The 16,728-nt window shown below is 36.4% G+C and carries 18 protein-coding genes; 7 read left to right on the top strand and 11 right to left on the bottom strand.

Annotation, left to right across the window (positions count from 1 at the left end):
- The first annotated feature begins 37 nt into the window (after positions 1-37).
- Together M902_RS03095 and M902_RS03090 are read left to right on the top strand one after the other, a co-directional pair.
- Entirely contained in the window at positions 38-1,294 is a 1,257-nt protein-coding gene (locus M902_RS03095; protein ID WP_021265999.1) for a M48 family metallopeptidase, read from the top strand.
- A 181-nt stretch (positions 1,295-1,475) separates the two neighbouring features.
- Entirely contained in the window at positions 1,476-1,664 is a 189-nt protein-coding gene (locus M902_RS03090; RefSeq protein ID WP_021266057.1) for a hypothetical protein, read from the top strand.
- Between the two features lie 8 nt (positions 1,665-1,672).
- Here the strand turns inward: M902_RS03090 and M902_RS03085 are convergent, their stop codons facing one another.
- Positions 1,673-2,146 (bottom strand): hypothetical protein, encoded by a 474-nt coding sequence (locus M902_RS03085; protein WP_021266172.1) that lies wholly within the window; start codon positions 2,144-2,146, stop codon positions 1,673-1,675.
- Positions 2,147-2,559: 413 nt separating this feature from the next.
- Between M902_RS03085 and M902_RS15680 the strand changes: the two genes are divergently transcribed.
- Entirely contained in the window at positions 2,560-3,225 is a 666-nt protein-coding gene (locus M902_RS15680) for a type 1 glutamine amidotransferase (RefSeq protein ID WP_021266366.1), read from the top strand.
- On the opposite strand, the gene M902_RS03075 is transcribed toward M902_RS15680, so the two are convergent.
- Entirely contained in the window at positions 3,222-4,073 is an 852-nt protein-coding gene (locus M902_RS03075) for an alpha/beta fold hydrolase (protein WP_021266516.1), read from the bottom strand. The two genes, M902_RS15680 and M902_RS03075, sit on opposite strands and share 4 nt — an antisense overlap.
- A 63-nt stretch (positions 4,074-4,136) precedes the next feature.
- Between M902_RS03075 and M902_RS03070 the strand changes: the two genes are divergently transcribed.
- Positions 4,137-4,505, top strand: coding sequence for a hypothetical protein (locus M902_RS03070; protein WP_021265728.1), 369 nt, complete (start codon positions 4,137-4,139; stop codon positions 4,503-4,505).
- On the opposite strand, the gene M902_RS03065 is transcribed toward M902_RS03070, so the two are convergent.
- Genes M902_RS03065 through nth form a run of 3 tightly spaced genes read right to left on the bottom strand, consistent with a single transcriptional unit; the run spans position 4,482 to position 6,614 of the window.
- Positions 4,482-5,285: a DUF2797 domain-containing protein gene (locus M902_RS03065; RefSeq protein ID WP_021265871.1), complete on the bottom strand. Its 804-nt coding sequence runs from the start codon at positions 5,283-5,285 to the stop codon at positions 4,482-4,484. The genes M902_RS03070 and M902_RS03065 overlap by 24 nt on opposite strands.
- A gap of 4 nt (positions 5,286-5,289) precedes the next feature.
- Positions 5,290-5,967 carry an alpha/beta hydrolase gene (locus M902_RS03060; RefSeq protein WP_021265905.1) on the bottom strand — a complete coding sequence of 226 codons (678 nt, stop codon included), beginning with the start codon at positions 5,965-5,967 and terminating at the stop codon, positions 5,290-5,292.
- The gene (gene nth / locus M902_RS03055) at positions 5,964-6,614 is read right to left on the bottom strand and encodes an endonuclease III (RefSeq protein WP_021265802.1); all 651 of its coding nucleotides are present in this window, start codon (positions 6,612-6,614) and stop codon (positions 5,964-5,966) included. The genes M902_RS03060 and nth overlap by 4 nt, the downstream gene beginning before the upstream one ends.
- 69 nt (positions 6,615-6,683) lie before the next feature.
- Between nth and yidD the strand changes: the two genes are divergently transcribed.
- Both yidD and M902_RS03045 read left to right on the top strand, forming a co-directional pair.
- A complete protein-coding gene (gene yidD, locus M902_RS16295) occupies positions 6,684-6,923 on the top strand; it encodes a membrane protein insertion efficiency factor YidD (protein ID WP_084710427.1) in 240 nt (79 codons plus the stop codon).
- Positions 6,920-8,266, top strand: a complete 1,347-nt coding sequence (locus M902_RS03045) for a D-alanyl-D-alanine carboxypeptidase (RefSeq protein WP_021266353.1) — start codon at positions 6,920-6,922, stop codon at positions 8,264-8,266. The genes yidD and M902_RS03045 overlap by 4 nt, the downstream gene beginning before the upstream one ends.
- On the opposite strand, the gene M902_RS03040 is transcribed toward M902_RS03045, so the two are convergent.
- The 4 genes from M902_RS03040 to priA form a co-directional block, all read right to left on the bottom strand.
- Positions 8,263-8,994: an ABC transporter substrate-binding protein gene (locus M902_RS03040; RefSeq protein ID WP_021266119.1), complete on the bottom strand. Its 732-nt coding sequence runs from the start codon at positions 8,992-8,994 to the stop codon at positions 8,263-8,265. The two genes, M902_RS03045 and M902_RS03040, sit on opposite strands and share 4 nt — an antisense overlap.
- Positions 8,978-10,444 (bottom strand): sensor histidine kinase, encoded by a 1,467-nt coding sequence (locus M902_RS03035; RefSeq protein ID WP_021266257.1) that lies wholly within the window; start codon positions 10,442-10,444, stop codon positions 8,978-8,980. Before M902_RS03035 ends, M902_RS03040 begins: the two co-directional genes overlap by 17 nt.
- Positions 10,445-10,547: 103 nt before the next feature.
- Entirely contained in the window at positions 10,548-11,141 is a 594-nt protein-coding gene (locus tag M902_RS03030) for a LysE family translocator (RefSeq protein ID WP_021266033.1), read from the bottom strand.
- 3 nt (positions 11,142-11,144) lie between these two features.
- A complete protein-coding gene (gene priA, locus M902_RS03025; protein ID WP_021266099.1) occupies positions 11,145-13,181 on the bottom strand; it encodes a primosomal protein N' in 2,037 nt (678 codons plus the stop codon).
- Between the two features lie 57 nt (positions 13,182-13,238).
- On the opposite strand from priA, the gene lgt reads away from it, so the two are divergent.
- Complete coding sequence (lgt, locus tag M902_RS03020) at positions 13,239-14,018, top strand: prolipoprotein diacylglyceryl transferase (RefSeq protein ID WP_021265906.1); 780 nt, start codon at positions 13,239-13,241, stop codon at positions 14,016-14,018.
- On the opposite strand, the gene M902_RS03015 is transcribed toward lgt, so the two are convergent.
- Both M902_RS03015 and M902_RS03010 read right to left on the bottom strand, forming a co-directional pair.
- The gene (locus M902_RS03015) at positions 14,008-16,128 is read right to left on the bottom strand and encodes a patatin-like phospholipase family protein (protein ID WP_021265718.1); all 2,121 of its coding nucleotides are present in this window, start codon (positions 16,126-16,128) and stop codon (positions 14,008-14,010) included. The two genes, lgt and M902_RS03015, sit on opposite strands and share 11 nt — an antisense overlap.
- A 48-nt stretch (positions 16,129-16,176) precedes the next feature.
- On the bottom strand, positions 16,177-16,677 hold the full coding sequence (locus M902_RS03010; protein WP_021266215.1) for a hypothetical protein: 501 nt from the start codon (positions 16,675-16,677) through the stop codon (positions 16,177-16,179).
- Positions 16,678-16,728: the final 51 nt, after the last annotated feature.

The following is a 16,728-nucleotide window of genomic DNA, read 5'->3' as shown; positions in this document are numbered from 1 at the left end:
GGTCATAACAAATATTGAAGTTAAAAAAAGGAAGCATATGGTCAATCTTACGATGGCATCAAAAATATTTATTTCAGTCTTATGTATAAAAGGGTTAGTTGAAGCCTATCTAGACAAGAGAAATATCAAGCATATAGGCAAGAATTTTAATAAAGTTCCAGAAGAGTTTGCAGATAAAATCACTCTTGAAGACCACCAGAAAGCTGCTCGCTATACAATGGAGAAACTTAATAAGGGCCAACTCTTCAATTTTATTGGCTATATCATTCTTGTGATTTGGACACTTGGCGGAGGATTAGATGCTTTAAATAAGTCCATCCTAGCTCTAGAGCTATCACCACTTTTTACAGGAACAATCTTCATTCTGGCCTTTAGTTTTATTAACTCAATCCTAGGTCTTCCTGAATCTCTTTATACGACTTTCGTTATCGAAGAAAAGTACGGCTTTAATAAAACAACTTTTAAAACTTTCATTACTGATATGATCAAAGGCTCGCTTTTAGGGCTTATAATTGGAACCCCACTTATTTACGGAATCCTTTGGATCATGGAATCTCTAGGACAATACTGGTGGGCCTATGCTTGGGCATTCCTAAGTACATTCCAACTACTACTTATGTGGATCTACCCTACTTTCATTGCTCCAATTTTCAATAAGTTTACAGAGCTTGAAGAAGGAGAAGTTAAGGATCGCATTCTCGACCTATTAAAGCGTGTTGATTTTGAAAGCAAAGGCCTATTTGTGATGGATGCTTCACGTAGAAGTGGCCATGGAAATGCTTACTTCACAGGCTTTGGAAAGAATAAGCGCATTGTCTTCTTTGACACTCTAATTAACACATTAAGTGCTTCGGAAGTTGAGGCGGTACTTGCTCACGAGCTAGGCCACTTTAAGCGCAAGCATATCCTTAAGATGATGATCAAGGCCTTTGTTTTTAGCTTTATTGGCCTATTTATTTTAGGACAGCTAATGCAAACATCATGGTTCTTTGAAATGCATGGAGTCCATACGACACAGACATATATAGCACTAACGCTCTTTCTTCTAGTTAGCGGAATTTATACTTTCTTTATTACACCTATTTCGTCATGGGCATCACGAAAGTACGAATTTGAGGCGGATGAGTTTGCTTCGGTTCACTCAGACCCACAAGAGCTAATCAATGCACTAGTAAAGATGTACAAGGATAATGCGAGCACTCTAACTCCAGATCCAATTTATAGCTCTTTCTACCACTCTCACCCTCCAGCATTAACGAGAGTGAAGTTCCTAGAAACATTTATTAAGAAATAACAAATATTCAGGGTAAGTTTGGCACCGCCCAATCTTACCCTGCTTCTTCAAAAGCTATTCTACGGTAAGAAACTTGCCTCAATCTTACATATTTAAAAAAATTACAACCCCTAACCGATTCTCTTTGTCTAAGCCACTAATCCTTTCTATTCTAAGTGTAATTATATACGTGAGGGAATTTATGAAACTTGTACTAGCAATGGCCGTTATCGCATGTCTTGGACTTAGCATGAATGTATCTGCAACAGAGATCCTAAAAAGTATCCCAGTTGAAGACCAAGGTCCTGAAAAAGACGAAAAAGAGTCAAAGAAAGACAAAGACTCTAAGAAATCAAAAGAAGAGAAGCTACTTCAGATAGCTAGTCGCTAACTTTCGGCTTATTTTACAGATCTGGCCTTCTCGAGAATCTTTTCAATATTAGAGAAGTCTTTTACCACTTTTCTCATTTGAAGAAGATACTTCTTTGATTGTGGACTTTGTTTGTGAATAGCGTGAATATACTTATTCAGCTCGCCCTCAAGCAATCTGGCCTCAGATACAAAAAGAGCAATAAGCTTCACTTGTGCTTCAAGCACGTCCACTTCAGTTGAACTCTTTGCAAGGTTTAGAATTTGAGTATGAGTAATCTCACCAACCGGCTTTGCTGCAAGATCAAGATTGTTCAAGCTACTAGTACTCTCCTCAGAGTTTTCTCCTAACTTTGATAAATCAACATCCTTAATCTGCTTAGTAATTGAGAACTCTAAAATATTAGATGGGCCTTCATCATTAGAACTTGAAACCTGCGGCACTTCAGCAGAAGCAACTGGCTTCTCAATATTGTCTTGATCTAATTTCTTGGCAGTTGACAAGATATCCCCCCAAATTAATCTTAATTTATTTATCGGTAAAATCTTGCCTTAACTTTAACCTGTTTTTAATTAGATTTTATATAAAATTAGACTTTTGGCCCAAGTCAACAAAGAGTCTTTCTTGTGGATTCTTTATATAATCGAAAGATATTGAATTCACGTTTGATACTGACGAACTCTTAGCAACTTAGAAATTTTCCAAATATTATCTAATTCTAATTCTTTAAACTTAGAAAATACTGATACTTAGAAGAATTAATATAAAAGTGCCAAATTCCTGTGGAAGTTTCGCTCTATCAAAACCAACTAAACACGACTTCTTTTTACGATAAAGCTCTTTTAGCTTTTTAACAATTTTGATAAATTAAGCATTCCAAATTGACACTATTTTGACCAGTTTTTAAGGATTCCCCATGAAGAGGCCAATAGCAATAATCGACTGCGCAATTGCAAAACCATCATATAACTGCATGAATCAAATGATTCAAAACTTCAATATACCTACGACATATCACTGGGTATCACAATTTGGATGTAGTTCACTCGATAAGATTGAAGATGCCAGTGGCTATATCATCTTCGGTTCAGACTCAAATGTTTATCAAAGACTTGATTGGCAAGTTGATCTAGCAAAACGCATGAAAGAAAAACTAGAAAAGAATATTCCAATTATGGGAATCTGTTTTGGACATCAGCTTATAGCGGATATTTTTGGTTCAAAGGTCGACATGGTAAAACCAGATAACCAACTATTTGAAGGAATAAGAAAATCGAAAGTGCTTACTGACAAATTTGGTTTCAAAAAAGACGAAGAGTTCAGTCTCTTCATCACTCACCACTATGAAGTCAAGGAGCTACCAAGAGGCTTTATTCATCTTGCAACATCTGATGACTGTTTTCTTGATGGAATTGCTCATGAAACACTTCCCTTCTTTAGCTTCCAAGGTCACCCTGAAGCATCTCAGGACTTTGTTGAAGGCCATATCGAAATGAACTTAACAGAGCAAGAACTAAAGGACGCTTATGAAGGTGGACATAAAGTTATAAAGAACTTTATCGACTATGTTAACGATCACTAAAATATTATTTTTTTAACGAGATCCCTAAGGTAGTTAAAGTATGGAGTTCGATACTTTTCAATTTCTTGGTATTGTTCGTGTCGTGCACCTTCAATTTTAGTCACTGCAAAACTTGTATCAATTTCTGCTAAATACTTTTCAAGCTCGGGAACACTAATTAATTTGTCTGCTGTTCCATAAGAAATATGCTTTTCAACTTTACTATTAATTGGCTTTGAAAAAACTCTCTTACTGCAAGCAACCATTTCTAATAGGAGTTTTGTGTGCAGCTTTTGGAGATTAAAAGGATCATTTTTAAATTCCTCTATCACCTTATTTCGATGAGAAAGAGTATTTAAATCCACAAGGCCACCTAGCGGTATCGACATTTTTATAGAAGCTAATTTATTAAAAATATTCCCCTTAACCTTATTAACGGCAACAGCAAATGGGCCACCAACACCAACAGGTGGAGCATTGACTATAATTGCTCTTGGGTAAAAATCTTCTTTTAAATTATTTTGTGTAAAGCCACATGTAATAAGGGCCCCCATCGAGTGGCCATAGAGAATATAGTCTTCCATTTTATAATTCTCTCTTAAATACTTAAGACAGTCCTCAAGGTCTAGCATATACTGCTCAAATGGGTCGATATAAGCTTTCTCACCACCACTTCGTCCATGGCCACGTAGATCATATTGGAAGATATTAACATCAAAGCCAAAAATTTCTTGCAGGTATTTATGTCGCCCTAAATGCTCCCCTATCCCATGAGTCGCTATTAGCCAGTACTTTGCCCCGTGCTCAACCACTTCAGTGTATAGCTTTACACCATCACGCATAGGAATCGCTCTCTTAATTGGCTCCATATTTTACCCTTTGATTAATTTTTATTTAGCTTTTATAATTATACTTAAATTTAAGGAAAAGTAATGTTTTGTCCAAAATGTTTAAGTAATAGTCTACATCTAAAAGAAAAAGGCGTCATTCATATATTAGTAAATGGCCGCCAAAAAGATACAGGTCGTTTTCTTTTCAGTTTAGAAAGTCGTCCTGAGATCACTCAGAATATTTCTAATAAAATACTTGAGCACTTTAAGTGGATCGCAAGTTTCCAAAATACAAAACCAGTTGAGAACGTAAATATCATTACCTCCGACGCAAAATGCGATAATGGTTGTGCACTTCCTTTAGCTCAAAAATTCTCCTTACTTGACTATATTGTTTCGACTAGAGAAGTAAAGAGCATGGTTCTAGTACATGCAAAAGAATGTGGATTAGACGTCGAGCTCGACATTTAAAAAGTAACCACCGTGCTTTCTCATATTTACACATCCAGTATCTAAAATTAAATACTGACCTTTAATTCCCATTAAAGTCCCCTCAATGACAGGATTCTTATCAAAGCCTATAGATTTAACTTTAGTTGGGTATTCGATCACAGGGTAATCAATATGAGTAATATCTTCTTCTATATCATCAAGGCCAAAGCTATCTATAATATCTGCAAAGTCATCATAGATTTGATCTCGTAGCATTTCGAGATCTTCATCTGCAACTTCATTCATTAGCATCTTTCGCCAATTAGTCTTATCTGAGAATGCCTTAGCAATCTCCACTTCGATTTCCCCCGAAGTCTTTCGATCTGGAACTTCTAAAATTGGTAGAGCATATGATGCGCCCTGATCGATCCAACGAGTAGGAATCTGTGTGTGTCTTGTAATTCCCACTTTTACATGACTAGAAACCGCAAGGTACACATAGTGTGGAATCATACAATGCTCTTCTCCCCACTTCGGTTCACGGCAAGTTCCTTTGTGATAGTGGCAAAGCTCTGGCTTAACAATACAAGTATCACATTGTGCAAGAGTGATCATTTCCTTATAAGAGTAGCCTTGAGAGTAAGACTTCTTAATTAACTCTCCAGAATAAACGGAGTTAATCTGACCATCAAAGCTTAGCTTGATTTTCTTTCCTAAAAGATCATTCATATAAAGTAGCTCATCCCCTAAAGGTAGGTGATAATGAGCTAAACCATCTTCAAGAGATGTTTTCATCTTGCGTATATTTCCGCTTAACATAATTCTATTTCTCCAAGAATGTTTTTAACTTTTGAATCACAGGCATTGGAATCTCATGCCCACCTTGAAATGGATGAAACTCATATTCATCAACCTTCTCAAGATAAGTCTTAAGTTTCTCGCTCAAGAAAAATGGCAGAACAGGGTCTACACTTCCATGGGATTGAAAAATTGGAATATGCCTGATGTGTTTCGTATTCTCCGCGACATGCCCTTCATCAAATAGAGTTGATGATAAAAGAAATAAACGCTCAATCAACTCTGGTTCTTTATAAGCAATCGCAAGACTCATCATTGATCCTTGAGAGAATCCCCCTAAGTACACTTCATGACTATTTTTCTTAATTTCCTTAATAAGATGAATAAGTCGCTCACGCATATCTTCAATCCCATCTGGAACACTTTGAGAGAAGAAATCCTCGATACGACCCTCCATTGATGCCTGCTGAAGTCCTACCATATCAATTGGAAACCATGCGCTTCCCTTCATCCCCATACCAATATCGACTTTCATTGGTCCATCAACAAAGTACCAATTGAATTCATCCTTAGGATCAAGATACTGATAAAGAGGTGCTAAGTCTTGAAAGCTTGCCCCATAGCCATGGAGAACAATAATAGATTTTTTAGTGCTCCCCTCTTGTAATAAAATATCGAAGTCATTAATTCGTGTAACTCTCATTTTTTAGTCTCAACTTTTGATTTACGGTTTGGATAAACATGGCGGCAAATTGGACATTCAAGTCCAAAACATGATCTTGCCTTACAATACTCGCGTCCATAGAAGATGATTTGCAAATGAAGTTTGTTCCAAAGGTCTCTTGGAAATAGCTTTTTACAGTCAGCCTCTGTCTGATCAACGTTCTTGCCCTTAGTTAGGCCCCAACGCTGAGCAAGTCTATGAATATGAGTATCAACTGGAAACGCTGGAACATCAAAGGCCTGTGCCATAACAACAGAAGCAGTTTTATGCCCAACCCCAGGAAGCTTCTCAAGCTCCTCAAAGCTTGCAGGAACCTCTCCCTCATGTTCATTAACAAGTATGCGAGAAAGATCATAAATCGCCTTCGATTTTCGAGGAGAAAGTCCACAAGGCTTAATGATTTCCTTGATCTCTTCTTGTGTTAATTTCATCATATCACGTGCATTGTCGGCCTTTGTAAAAAGGGCCGGTGTTACTTGGTTAACTCGTTCATCAGTACACTGTGCTGACAATAGAACAGCAATTAGCAGTGTGAACTCATTCGTATGATCTAGGGGCGTTGGAGTTTCTGGATAAAGCTTCTCAAGCGCCTCAACAATATAGTTTGCTCTTTCTTGTTTTAACATCTTCTTTCCTATTAATTTGAACCACAAAAATTTAGCAAATTATCCATGAAAATGCTAAAATAACGCGTAATGAGATACGTTTTCGTCAAATTAATCCGCTTTTACCAACTGGCAATCTCCCCATTTCTCGGGTCTAATTGTCGCTATACGCCAACATGCTCTCAATATGGCATAGAGGCCTTCAGTAAATTGCCTTTGCATATCGCTTTTTGGAAAACGACTAAACGCATTCTTAGTTGTCACCCATGGGCCAAGGGTGGATATGATCCCGTAACTCCAGACTACAGTCATAAGGATGGACATAAATGAAGTACTTGGTTCTATTTATATTTTCTCTAGCTGCTATTGCTACAAACTCAGTTGATAAATTAAAGAAAGAATTTTTAGATAAAGGTGACGAATTAAGCTATTTTTTAGAATGGGATAGCGGCAAGTCAAGATCATTTGATACAAAGAATACATTCATTCCCGCATCTATTTTCAAAATTTTCTCAGCCTTCTATATCCTCGATAAACTAGGAACAGACTACCGTTTTAAAACGACAATCGCTACTCGTGGCCACATCACAAATGGAGTACTCAAAGGCGATCTTATCCTAAGTACTTCAGGTGATCCCTACTTGCTTACGGCCCAAGTTTTTGATCTTATTGACGCCGTGAAAGCGGCGGGTATAAAAAAGATTCAAGGAAGACTCGTTATCATCAATAACTTTGTCAATTTAAGTCGCATCGGAAATGTTGGCCTTGACGATCAGCCTTATAACCAAAGTATTTCAGGCCTAAATATTAACTTTAATCGCTTCAAGTCTATTGGCCGTGACAATAAAGAGTTTTTTCCAATTCACGATGGCCTCAGTGTAACCAAAGCGACTGAGAAACTAGGTCCAGGAGAAGGTTTTCGTCATCTTAACAATAGTAAAAAAGAAGAATGGATCTATTCAAAAACAGATAATTACTTTCTAGAAGTTCCTTTGAGAAATTCGCTTCTATTTAATGCCCATTACTTCCACAATCACCTTAAGACGGCGGGAATAGAAACAAACGGTATTGCTTTTGAAGATAAATTTACTAAGTCAAAAATATTAAATTCAATCTACTCTGTTACATCTTTGGATATGGTGAAGCTCTCTCTTGAGTACTCAAATAATCTCTTTATCGAAACCTTAGTTTTAAAAGCCACTAAGAAAGATAACCTGAAAGATGCTGCCCAAAAAATGGTTAAGGATTTAAAACTACCAGTTAAGGGAGATATTACTAATAGCTCTGGTCTAAGTGTTGACATTGAAATGCGAGCACAGGACGTCGTAAATTTTATTAGCAAAAATGCATATAAGAAATTTGGTAATCACTACTTTATAAACCTACTTTCAATTACTGGTCATAGTGGCTCTCTTCACAGGAAGTACTTAACAAAATCAGGTTTTGAAAAGTATCGTTATAAAACAGGAAGCCTTGACTATGTCTACAATATTTGTGGAAGAAGCTTTGAAGCAGACCCCGTAACATTTTGTATTATGATCAATAGTCCAAAAAAACGTAAATTACTTATGGGGGAAAACTCCCTAAAGAATGAACAACTTCGTAAAGATGCTAAAGCATGGAGACGCTCGAAAGAGCGCTTTAGTGAGTTGCTAATGTATGAATTAAATTAAAATTTAAATAATTTACGACAACAAGACCTATCTTTTATTTGTCTTAAAAGGCTCATCACCATATCTTTAGAGATTCTTGAAGATTTTGTTAGAAGGACACGGTGATCATATTTTTGATCATAATGCTCAGAGATAATGAGTTTTTCCCTAACTTCACTATTTTTTTCAAAGAAAATATTTAAATATGATTCCGTAACAATGGCAATATCACCTCTACCTTTAAGTAGGCTGAGAATATTACCCTCATGAGAGTTAGTATAAATTATCTTAGCATCAAATTTTTTATTTATTTTATAATCGAGAAAACCATAATGGTAACCATCAAATAACAAAATCGTTTTCTTCTCTAGCTGCTTTAGGTAAGTCTGATTTCGACCTTCTTTCAACGCAATAACTTTTTCACCACCAAATGAGAAAGGAGGAGTCATCACATAATCAATATGACGCTCTCTCCAGCCCCACTTAGGGCTTTCAAAGAGAATCATATCAAACTGATTTGATGTAAAGTCTCGATAGCGACGCCTGGCAGATGTTTCGATAATTTTAAAACGGTACTTATTTTGAACTTTATTAAGTTCTTCAATTATTTCAAATAAAACTCCACTTTGTGCCCCATGTTTTTTTATGTAAAAAGGTGGGAAATGATAGGCTCCGACGAGAATATCTTTTATCGCAAAAATAGAAATTGAAAAGGAGAAAGCAATTAGAAACTTAATGAAGGAGTTCACTCATACCTCCACTATATCTTGGTAGAGAGATAATAAATTTTGTATTCTCTGCTTTTGGATCATATTTTAAATAGCCATCATTATTTAACATCATTTCATAGGATAGGCTCAGCCCCAGGCCAGTTCCCTTATTGACATCTTTTGTTGTATAAAAAGGTTCCATGATTCGACTTTCAATACGAGGGTCTATCCCTTTTCCACTATCGATAACTTCAATATATAGATTTTCAAAATCTTGTTTAATTTCAACTTTTATATGGCGCTCAATAAGGTCTTCAACTGCATCAATAGAATTATTGATTAAGTTTACAAGAACCTGACTAATCTGTGTTTTATTTGCATAAATAAGGTTTCCTTGCGAACTCTTGTCATAATGAAAACTTAGGCCAATTTCTTTTTCGGCCAAACGCCCTTTACAAATAGCTAAGACAATTGACTCGAGTTCCTCGCATCGAATGACTGTTTTTAAGTCTTTCTGTCCATCTCTTGACATGGTCGACATACTTTTTACAATTTCAGTGATTCGATCTGCTGCGACTTCTACTTTTTCAAGGACGTATTCACACTTATCCCCACTAACACACTTTTTCAGACGATTAAGATTACCTAGAATAACAAATAAAGGATTATTAATTTCATGAGCAATACCTGCGGCCATTTGCCCTAGGGCCGCAAGTCTTTCAGATTCATGACTTCTCTCTCTTTGTTCATATAGCTCTTGTGTGCGTTTACTAACTGTAGCTTCAAGTTCCACATTGTAGTTCTTTAGCTTCTCATCTCTAAGAATAATTTCTTTTAGAGTCTTATTTAAAGTCTTTGCAAAAAAAGATAATTCATTAAGTGCAAACTTTTCTCGGATAGGTCGAAAGTCCCCACTCGTTATAAGGCTAATTCGATTTACAAAGTGTTTTAAAGGATTAAAGAAAAAGTAATAATATGCAATTGAAGTAACAATCAAAGATAAGATTAAACCGGAAAGAAACCACATTACAATCATCTTCATTATATTATGGACATAAATAGCATTTAAACGATTTGAGAATATAATCTCAACACTACCTATCATTCTACCTTCATATAATACATCAAATCGTTCGATACTAACTTCAGGATTAACAAATTTAGGGGCCGCTGCTTCTACAAGCGAGATATGACTTAAAAGATTACTCCCCTCATCTTTTACAGTAATTGATGTAACAGTTTGATCACTAGAGTTTACAAAAACATTTGAGATTTTTTGAATATACTCTTTATTTAGATTCCAAATTGGAAGCTTTAAAGAGTCGACGATTTGTCTTGAGATAATTTCTCGATCGTTTTCAAAACGCACTTTTTCTTGATTACTATGGATACGATAAGCAGCAATCCCTAAGACAAAAAAGCTTGAAGTAAGCACGACCCCCATAACGATTGGAATAATAAATGAAAAGCGAGCAGGTGTTTTGTCCATGCCCTATATCTACTTGCGTTATTTAGATTTAGCAAGCATTTTATAAATAAAATAAATTTCCAAGTTATAAATCTAAACTAGAAACTTTTGTAATATCAGTATGTTAAAAAGTAGTTGAGATCATCCATAGCCCTACTGCAACGAGTAAAAAACTAAAGAAGAATTGGGCCTTCTTACCACCAAGAATATGCGCCAAGCGATTGCCCATAAAGAACCACAGTAAATGAGCACTGGCCCCGCCAAAAAATAGGACTGCACTAAAAAGAGTAAGAAAGAGCTTTCCTTCATTTAAAAAAGGTGAGTAAACACTGATTGTGAAAACTAAGAACTTAGGATTGAGGGCCTGAAAAATTACTCCCTCCAAAAAGGATGGACCTTTCGAGTTTTCTTCTTCGGTATTAACCTTTACTTTCTTCACACTCCTAAGACTCTTGTAGGCCATATAGAAAAGGTATAAAGCACCAAAGATTGGTAAGTATGCCATTATCTTCTCATGCTTCATGATGAAATCAGTCGCACCATAGAGACAAATCAAAAGACCGGAAATTGTCGAAAACCAAAGTCCAAGGATAAAAGGCAGTGTTTTCTTAAAGCTATAAGTGCCACCAAGTCCGGCCAAAGTTACATTTGCTGGCCCAGGAGAATAACAAAGTGGTGCAATAATAAAGACGAAACTAGTTAATATTTTTGTAACCATAAATTAAGTATCTATTGGATCCACATCAATTTTCACCGAAAAAGAATAGTCGATCTTATTTTGGGCGCGAAAAATCTGCAAGACCTTATTGAGCTCTCCCCCATTCTTACACATCAAAGACATACTCCACGTGAACATATTCGCACGCCTTTCAATCATAGCAGGAGTAGGGCCCCAAACCTGGCCATCAATACCAAGTTGGTCCATGAGAGCACGTAGCTTATGAATCTCACTTGAGAGATTGGCAATAATCTTATCACGATTTCTACCTGAAACATGAATATTGGCCATCTTTGTAAACGGAGGAAAAAGACCGAATTCTCGCGTCGTTAATTCAAAATCATAAAAGCCAGAGAAGCTATGTGACTTGATAAAGTCAAACATTGTATTATCAGGAAGCATCGTTTGAATAGCAACCTTAGCGTGATTTGAATAGCGTCCGGCCCGTCCAAGGATTTGCACAATCATCTGGTAAGCTTTTTCCATGGCCCTAAAATCAGGGAAGTTTAACATTGAATCTGTTCCCAATATCAAAACGAGATTAACCTTCTTGAAGTTGTGACCTTTAGAGAGCATTTGGGTTCCAACAAAAATATCAATTTCACCTTTATGAAAGCGCGTAAGCTTATCTTCAAGTTTATCAAGATTTGTGATCTCATCGCGATCAAACCTCTCAATTTTCTTAGTCGGAAAAAAATCTTGTAAGACCTCTTGCAGTCTTTCTGTACCAAAGCCTTTTTGCAGAAGATTCATATTTCCACATTCAGGACAAATCTCAGGTCGCGGAATTTGATAATCTGAATGAGAACTTGAGAGTATATTTTTATTTTTAAAATATCTTAGTGGAACACCTGTATTGGGGTCTTCAAATTTATAACCACAACTACGACATTGAAGATAGTTAGAGAAACCAAGACGATTAACAAAGACAAGTACTTGCTCCTTTCTATCTATGGCCTCACTAATCATATCAATTGACCTCTTTTCAAAAGGCCAAATTGATAATGCATCCATATCTTTCTTTGCTCCGTGTGAGCGAGAATCCAATAGTTCAATTTCAGGAAAACTTCCTGCAACTCTTTTTTCAAGAGAGAAGTAATTCTCCGGCTTAAGTTTTGAAAAAGTATAATAATTTTCAAGAGAAGGTGTTGCACTTCCAAGAACAACTGGAGCATTAAAAAGCTGTGCTTTCTTAATTGCCACATCACGCCCATTATATGGACAACGATCTGTTTGTTTAAATGAACTATCGTGCTCCTCATCAACAATAACAAGACCGAGATTTTCAACTGGTAGAAATACACTTGAACGTACTCCCATTAACAACACTGGCCGGTCTGATTTCTTTAGAAATTTCCAAATTGCATTTTTGTGAGAAGGTGTTACTCCAGAATGGTAAGGAAGAATAGGACAGTCTAAGTATTTTTTAAACGTCTCCATAAATTGAGGCGTTAAATTAATTTCAGGAAGCAAGAAAAGAACACTTTTTCCTTTCTTTAACACATTCTTAATCAAGTGAAGATAGATTAAAGTTTTACCAGATCCGGTCACACCATGAACGAGAAAGCGATCAAAACCAAGATCAAGCTTTGCATTGATACTTTCATAAATAGGTTTTTGTAGCGGAGATAATTCATGCTCAAAGTCTTGATTATCTCCAAATTGAGTTTCGACTTCACGTGGCCGTTTTAAGATTTTAGGTAAGCAATCCCAAGCAAGTCGTCCAAGATTATAGTGATAGTAACGAGACATCCAATCATAAAGCTTCATCTCACTTTCAGATAAAGAAAACTCTGGAGCAAGAACTTCATTTATTGGCCTAAGCTTATACTTAGAAATCGTCTCTTCTAATTCTTTTTGTGAGATCGTAAATGGCACAACAACACCCTTGGCCTTTCTTCGGCCGAGAGGGACTTCCACGAGGGTACCAACAGGAATTTCCTCACCAAGTGTCTTATATGTTAGGACACTTGGAAGTTTTGGATAATCAACTGCTACTTGGCAATAATGTTTAGCGTTTAGTGTATTAACGTCTTGCATAAGAATTAAAAATAAAAAGTAAGTGTAAAACCTACACTATCATCATACAATAAGTATATGATTACATGGAATGTTGATCCAGAAATATTTAGAATCGGACCGATTGCTGTTCGTTATTACTCACTAATGTTTATCGTTGGTTTCTTTATTGGTGAGCGCTATTGTCGCCGCTACCTTATCAAAGAAAAAAACTTTACAACAGACGAAGTTAGCTCACTTTTAAATTATATGATCGTTGGCTGCGTCGTAGGCGCTCGTCTAGGTCACTGTCTCTTTTATGAGCCAGGTTATTATTTAAATAATCCACTAGAGATTCTCTATGTATGGAAAGGTGGACTAGCAAGCCACGGAGGCTTCCTTGGTGTTATCGCTTCAATTTATGCCTTCAAAAAAAGAGTTAAAGATGTTCCTCTAATGTGGCTTCTTGATCTCGTTGCGGCGCCGGCCCTTATGACCGGTGGATTTATTAGACTTGGAAACCTCATGAATTCTGAGATCTTTGGACATCCAACAAATCTTCCATGGGCATTTAAATTTGTTCGCGCAGATAATATTGCTCGCCACCCAACTCAGCTCTATGAAGCACTTGGCTTCTTTGCCATTTCCGGACTTGTTTACTACCTCTATTCAAAGTATCACAATAAGTGGCAATCTGGGCGCTTCCTAGGAATCATTTTTATTGGAGGATTCTCTTGGCGCTTTTTTGTGGAATTCTTTAAAGAAAACCAAGTTGCATTTGAACAAGGCATGGCACTTAATATGGGACAAATACTAAGTATCCCACTTATTATTGTTGGACTTATCTTAGTTCTTTATAAGCCTGTGACTAAAGGTTAAGCCCTAGCTCAAGACCTGTTCCAAATTCTTTATTCTCTTTCGCCTGAATATAGTGTACGAATGGCTTAATTCTTACTTTTTCATAAATCGTAAAAAGTGGATAGAACTGGCCGTAAATTCCAGAGCAGGCCTTAAAGTTTGCACGGGCCGTCTCACAATAAGATGAACCGTATTTATCAGCGCTTGAAAACATATAACCGCCACGTAGCCCTAATGAAACTTGTAAACCTTCATCTGACCAACTCAACATCGTTTTTTCGATTCCGATATTGGGGATAAACACATTGTCATCATCCTTAGATTCTTGAAAGTCCATTACCGAATTTAACATAAAGCCAACACTCCAGCGCCAACTCTTTATCTCACGAGAGTAGTCATCAAAAGCGCGAGAGTATGAAATTTCTGTAAGTGTTCCCAAATCAATAGAAAGGTAAGAATCGTAGGGAATATAAAAAATGGAGTCGAGGTAGGCTTTCGAACCAAGTTTAGCAACAAATTTTTCAGTGCTACTTAGCTTGTCAGTATATGACTCGATTGCAGTATGTAATTTGTTTATCACTAAATAAGGAGCATCACTTCGATTAATCCGCTTTTCTGTTTTATGTAGCTCGTTAAAAAGGAAGCGCTCATCCTTAAGTTTTCTTAAAGTGTATTGTGTAACATTTTCATTTTCTTTGAATTTAAATTCTTCATAACGGCCTTCAAATAAACGACTCTGCTTCAACGACTCTTTCCTATTACATAGTTTTAGCTCTAGTCCTTGCTCACAATTTTCAATAACCTTCGCGACTGAAACCCTAAGAATTGTTTTTAAATTCTTATTCAGTTTATTAAGACAAATGTGATCAAAGTCCTTTGATTCAACGATATTCACAATACACGTTTCATCTTGGTCAAACTGAATATGAGAAGGCATCTTAAAACTTCGTCCAAAGTGATTCTTCTTAATATAGTCACTCGTGAATTTTTTAGAATCAGCATAACCAATTAAAAAATCGAAACGTCTAAAGTCTTCTTCAAAAAATCCAAAGAAAGCATACATAGGAGAAGAGGCCAACGGTAGAGAGACTGTGGAGCTCATCGAATTAGAGAAACTCGGTGACTCATAAAAAGCGATAGTCTCACGAGAACGGGCCGTCCCAATGAAGCTGTCAAAAATATCAAGAACATACTTTGCAACTTCTTTGCCATTCCCCTGAAATTCTCGTGTTTCATAAAGTAAGTGCTCATCACTTGGATCAATGATTAGAAGTAAATTATCCTTGGCGACTTTGTGTTTTGATACCTTATTTACAATGGTTAGTGGGATATTATTAAACATACCACCATCGATAAAAGTTCTCTTCTTAATCGATTTCTTTGGACAAGACTTTTTTCTTTTAAAGTCTTTATACTTACAATACTCTATATCGACAGGCTTGAAGGCCAAAGGGAAGGCACCAGATGCTTCAATAACTTGTAGAAGTTTTGATAAATTTTCATTTTGATTCTTAGTAAATGGTAAGTAAATTTGTCTCGTAGAGTTTGTCGCTATTGGATAATTTTCAATAATGGGAGCTTTCCCTTGTCCACGTCCACGAATACGAAAGATGGCCTCATTTAACATTTGAGGAAACTTTCTTCCACCTTTATAAACTTCAATAATTTCAGGCTTCTTCTGAGTAAGAGTTACTCCAAAAACAATATCGATATCAGCTCGTAATCCTTCATTCCAAATATTACGAGCATCTTGATACATTGCTTGAATAGGTTTCTTAGATAAGAAATTTGTCATGGACATTTGTTTATAATCGGCCAATCGATCAATTCCTAGTGGAACCCAAAGTCGCCAAAATAGCGAATCCTTAACGATATACTCTCCCCCACTAGCTCTCCCAGCTTCAAGAAAAGTAATAAGAGCATTTATACTACCAGCAGATGCTCCTGCGTAAATTTGCGGAGTACGTTGTGCTTGATAATTTAATTTTTCAAATTCAGTTAGGTAACTTAGAAATCCACCCTCATAAGAACCAAGGGAGACACCACCACTAACGACTAGGGCAGTATTAACTTGTTTTGCAAAAGATTGAAAACAAAAGAGGAAGCTCAATAGTAGGATAAATCGATTCATTCTAGTATTGTATTTGCTTCCTCTATTTGTGCCAAGTAAAGCTTAAGCTTACTTGCAGTATGATAAATCTAAATCATTCAAGTTTCTGTAGATACTTGGGCTAAATGCCTTATCCCATAGATCTTGACCGGCCATTTTATCAAGGGCCATATCGGTTAATTTTAAATTCTTATTATAAGAAAATGAATTAGCAAGTGCACCAAATAAAGATCCTCCCTGTCCTTCGACAGCATCTCCATAGCAACTCATATCATCTTTAATATAGTCATAAATATCAATCATACGCTCTTTACCCATACTATCTGCCGAGTAATACTTAAGTTCCCCACCTTCAATCACTGTGAATTTTTCGATAAGGCGATCAATCATCTCTTGCGAAAGCTCGTTACAAAGCCTCTTCTTCTTACTCTTAGAACCATTTACATGAAGGTCAGCAATTACTTCATTTGTGGCCTTAACAAAGCAGTCCACAAATTGCTTTGAGTTAATCTGGGCCATCGAACTTGATGATAAAAGCACTAAAGATATTGAAATCACTAGATTTTTCATAAGAATCTCTCCTCGTGTTAGTCGTGTATTTAAATAAAATTACCACAAGGA

It is taken from the genome of Bacteriovorax sp. BAL6_X, from assembly GCF_000443995.1.
GTDB lineage: Bacteria > Bdellovibrionota > Bacteriovoracia > Bacteriovoracales > Bacteriovoracaceae > Halobacteriovorax_A.
The sequence above is the reverse complement of the archived record's forward strand: the minus strand, read 5'-3'. Positions and strand labels throughout refer to the sequence as shown.

Coding starts and splice junctions, on each gene's coding strand:
- M902_RS03095 (WP_021265999.1), top strand. CDS start 38: ATGGTCAATCTTACGATGGCATCAAAAATATTTATTTCAGTCTTATGT.
- M902_RS03090 (WP_021266057.1), top strand. CDS start 1,476: ATGAAACTTGTACTAGCAATGGCCGTTATCGCATGTCTTGGACTTAGC.
- M902_RS15680 (WP_021266366.1), top strand. CDS start 2,560: ATGAAGAGGCCAATAGCAATAATCGACTGCGCAATTGCAAAACCATCA.
- M902_RS03075 (WP_021266516.1), bottom strand. CDS start 4,073: ATGGAGCCAATTAAGAGAGCGATTCCTATGCGTGATGGTGTAAAGCTA.
- M902_RS03070 (WP_021265728.1), top strand. CDS start 4,137: ATGTTTTGTCCAAAATGTTTAAGTAATAGTCTACATCTAAAAGAAAAA.
- M902_RS03065 (WP_021265871.1), bottom strand. CDS start 5,285: ATGTTAAGCGGAAATATACGCAAGATGAAAACATCTCTTGAAGATGGT.
- M902_RS03060 (WP_021265905.1), bottom strand. CDS start 5,967: ATGAGAGTTACACGAATTAATGACTTCGATATTTTATTACAAGAGGGG.
- nth (WP_021265802.1), bottom strand. CDS start 6,614: ATGTTAAAACAAGAAAGAGCAAACTATATTGTTGAGGCGCTTGAGAAG.
- yidD (WP_084710427.1), top strand. CDS start 6,684: ATGAGATACGTTTTCGTCAAATTAATCCGCTTTTACCAACTGGCAATC.
- M902_RS03045 (WP_021266353.1), top strand. CDS start 6,920: ATGAAGTACTTGGTTCTATTTATATTTTCTCTAGCTGCTATTGCTACA.
- M902_RS03035 (WP_021266257.1), bottom strand. CDS start 10,444: ATGGACAAAACACCTGCTCGCTTTTCATTTATTATTCCAATCGTTATG.
- M902_RS03030 (WP_021266033.1), bottom strand. CDS start 11,141: ATGGTTACAAAAATATTAACTAGTTTCGTCTTTATTATTGCACCACTT.
- priA (WP_021266099.1), bottom strand. CDS start 13,181: ATGCAAGACGTTAATACACTAAACGCTAAACATTATTGCCAAGTAGCA.
- lgt (WP_021265906.1), top strand. CDS start 13,239: ATGATTACATGGAATGTTGATCCAGAAATATTTAGAATCGGACCGATT.
- M902_RS03015 (WP_021265718.1), bottom strand. CDS start 16,128: ATGAATCGATTTATCCTACTATTGAGCTTCCTCTTTTGTTTTCAATCT.
- M902_RS03010 (WP_021266215.1), bottom strand. CDS start 16,677: ATGAAAAATCTAGTGATTTCAATATCTTTAGTGCTTTTATCATCAAGT.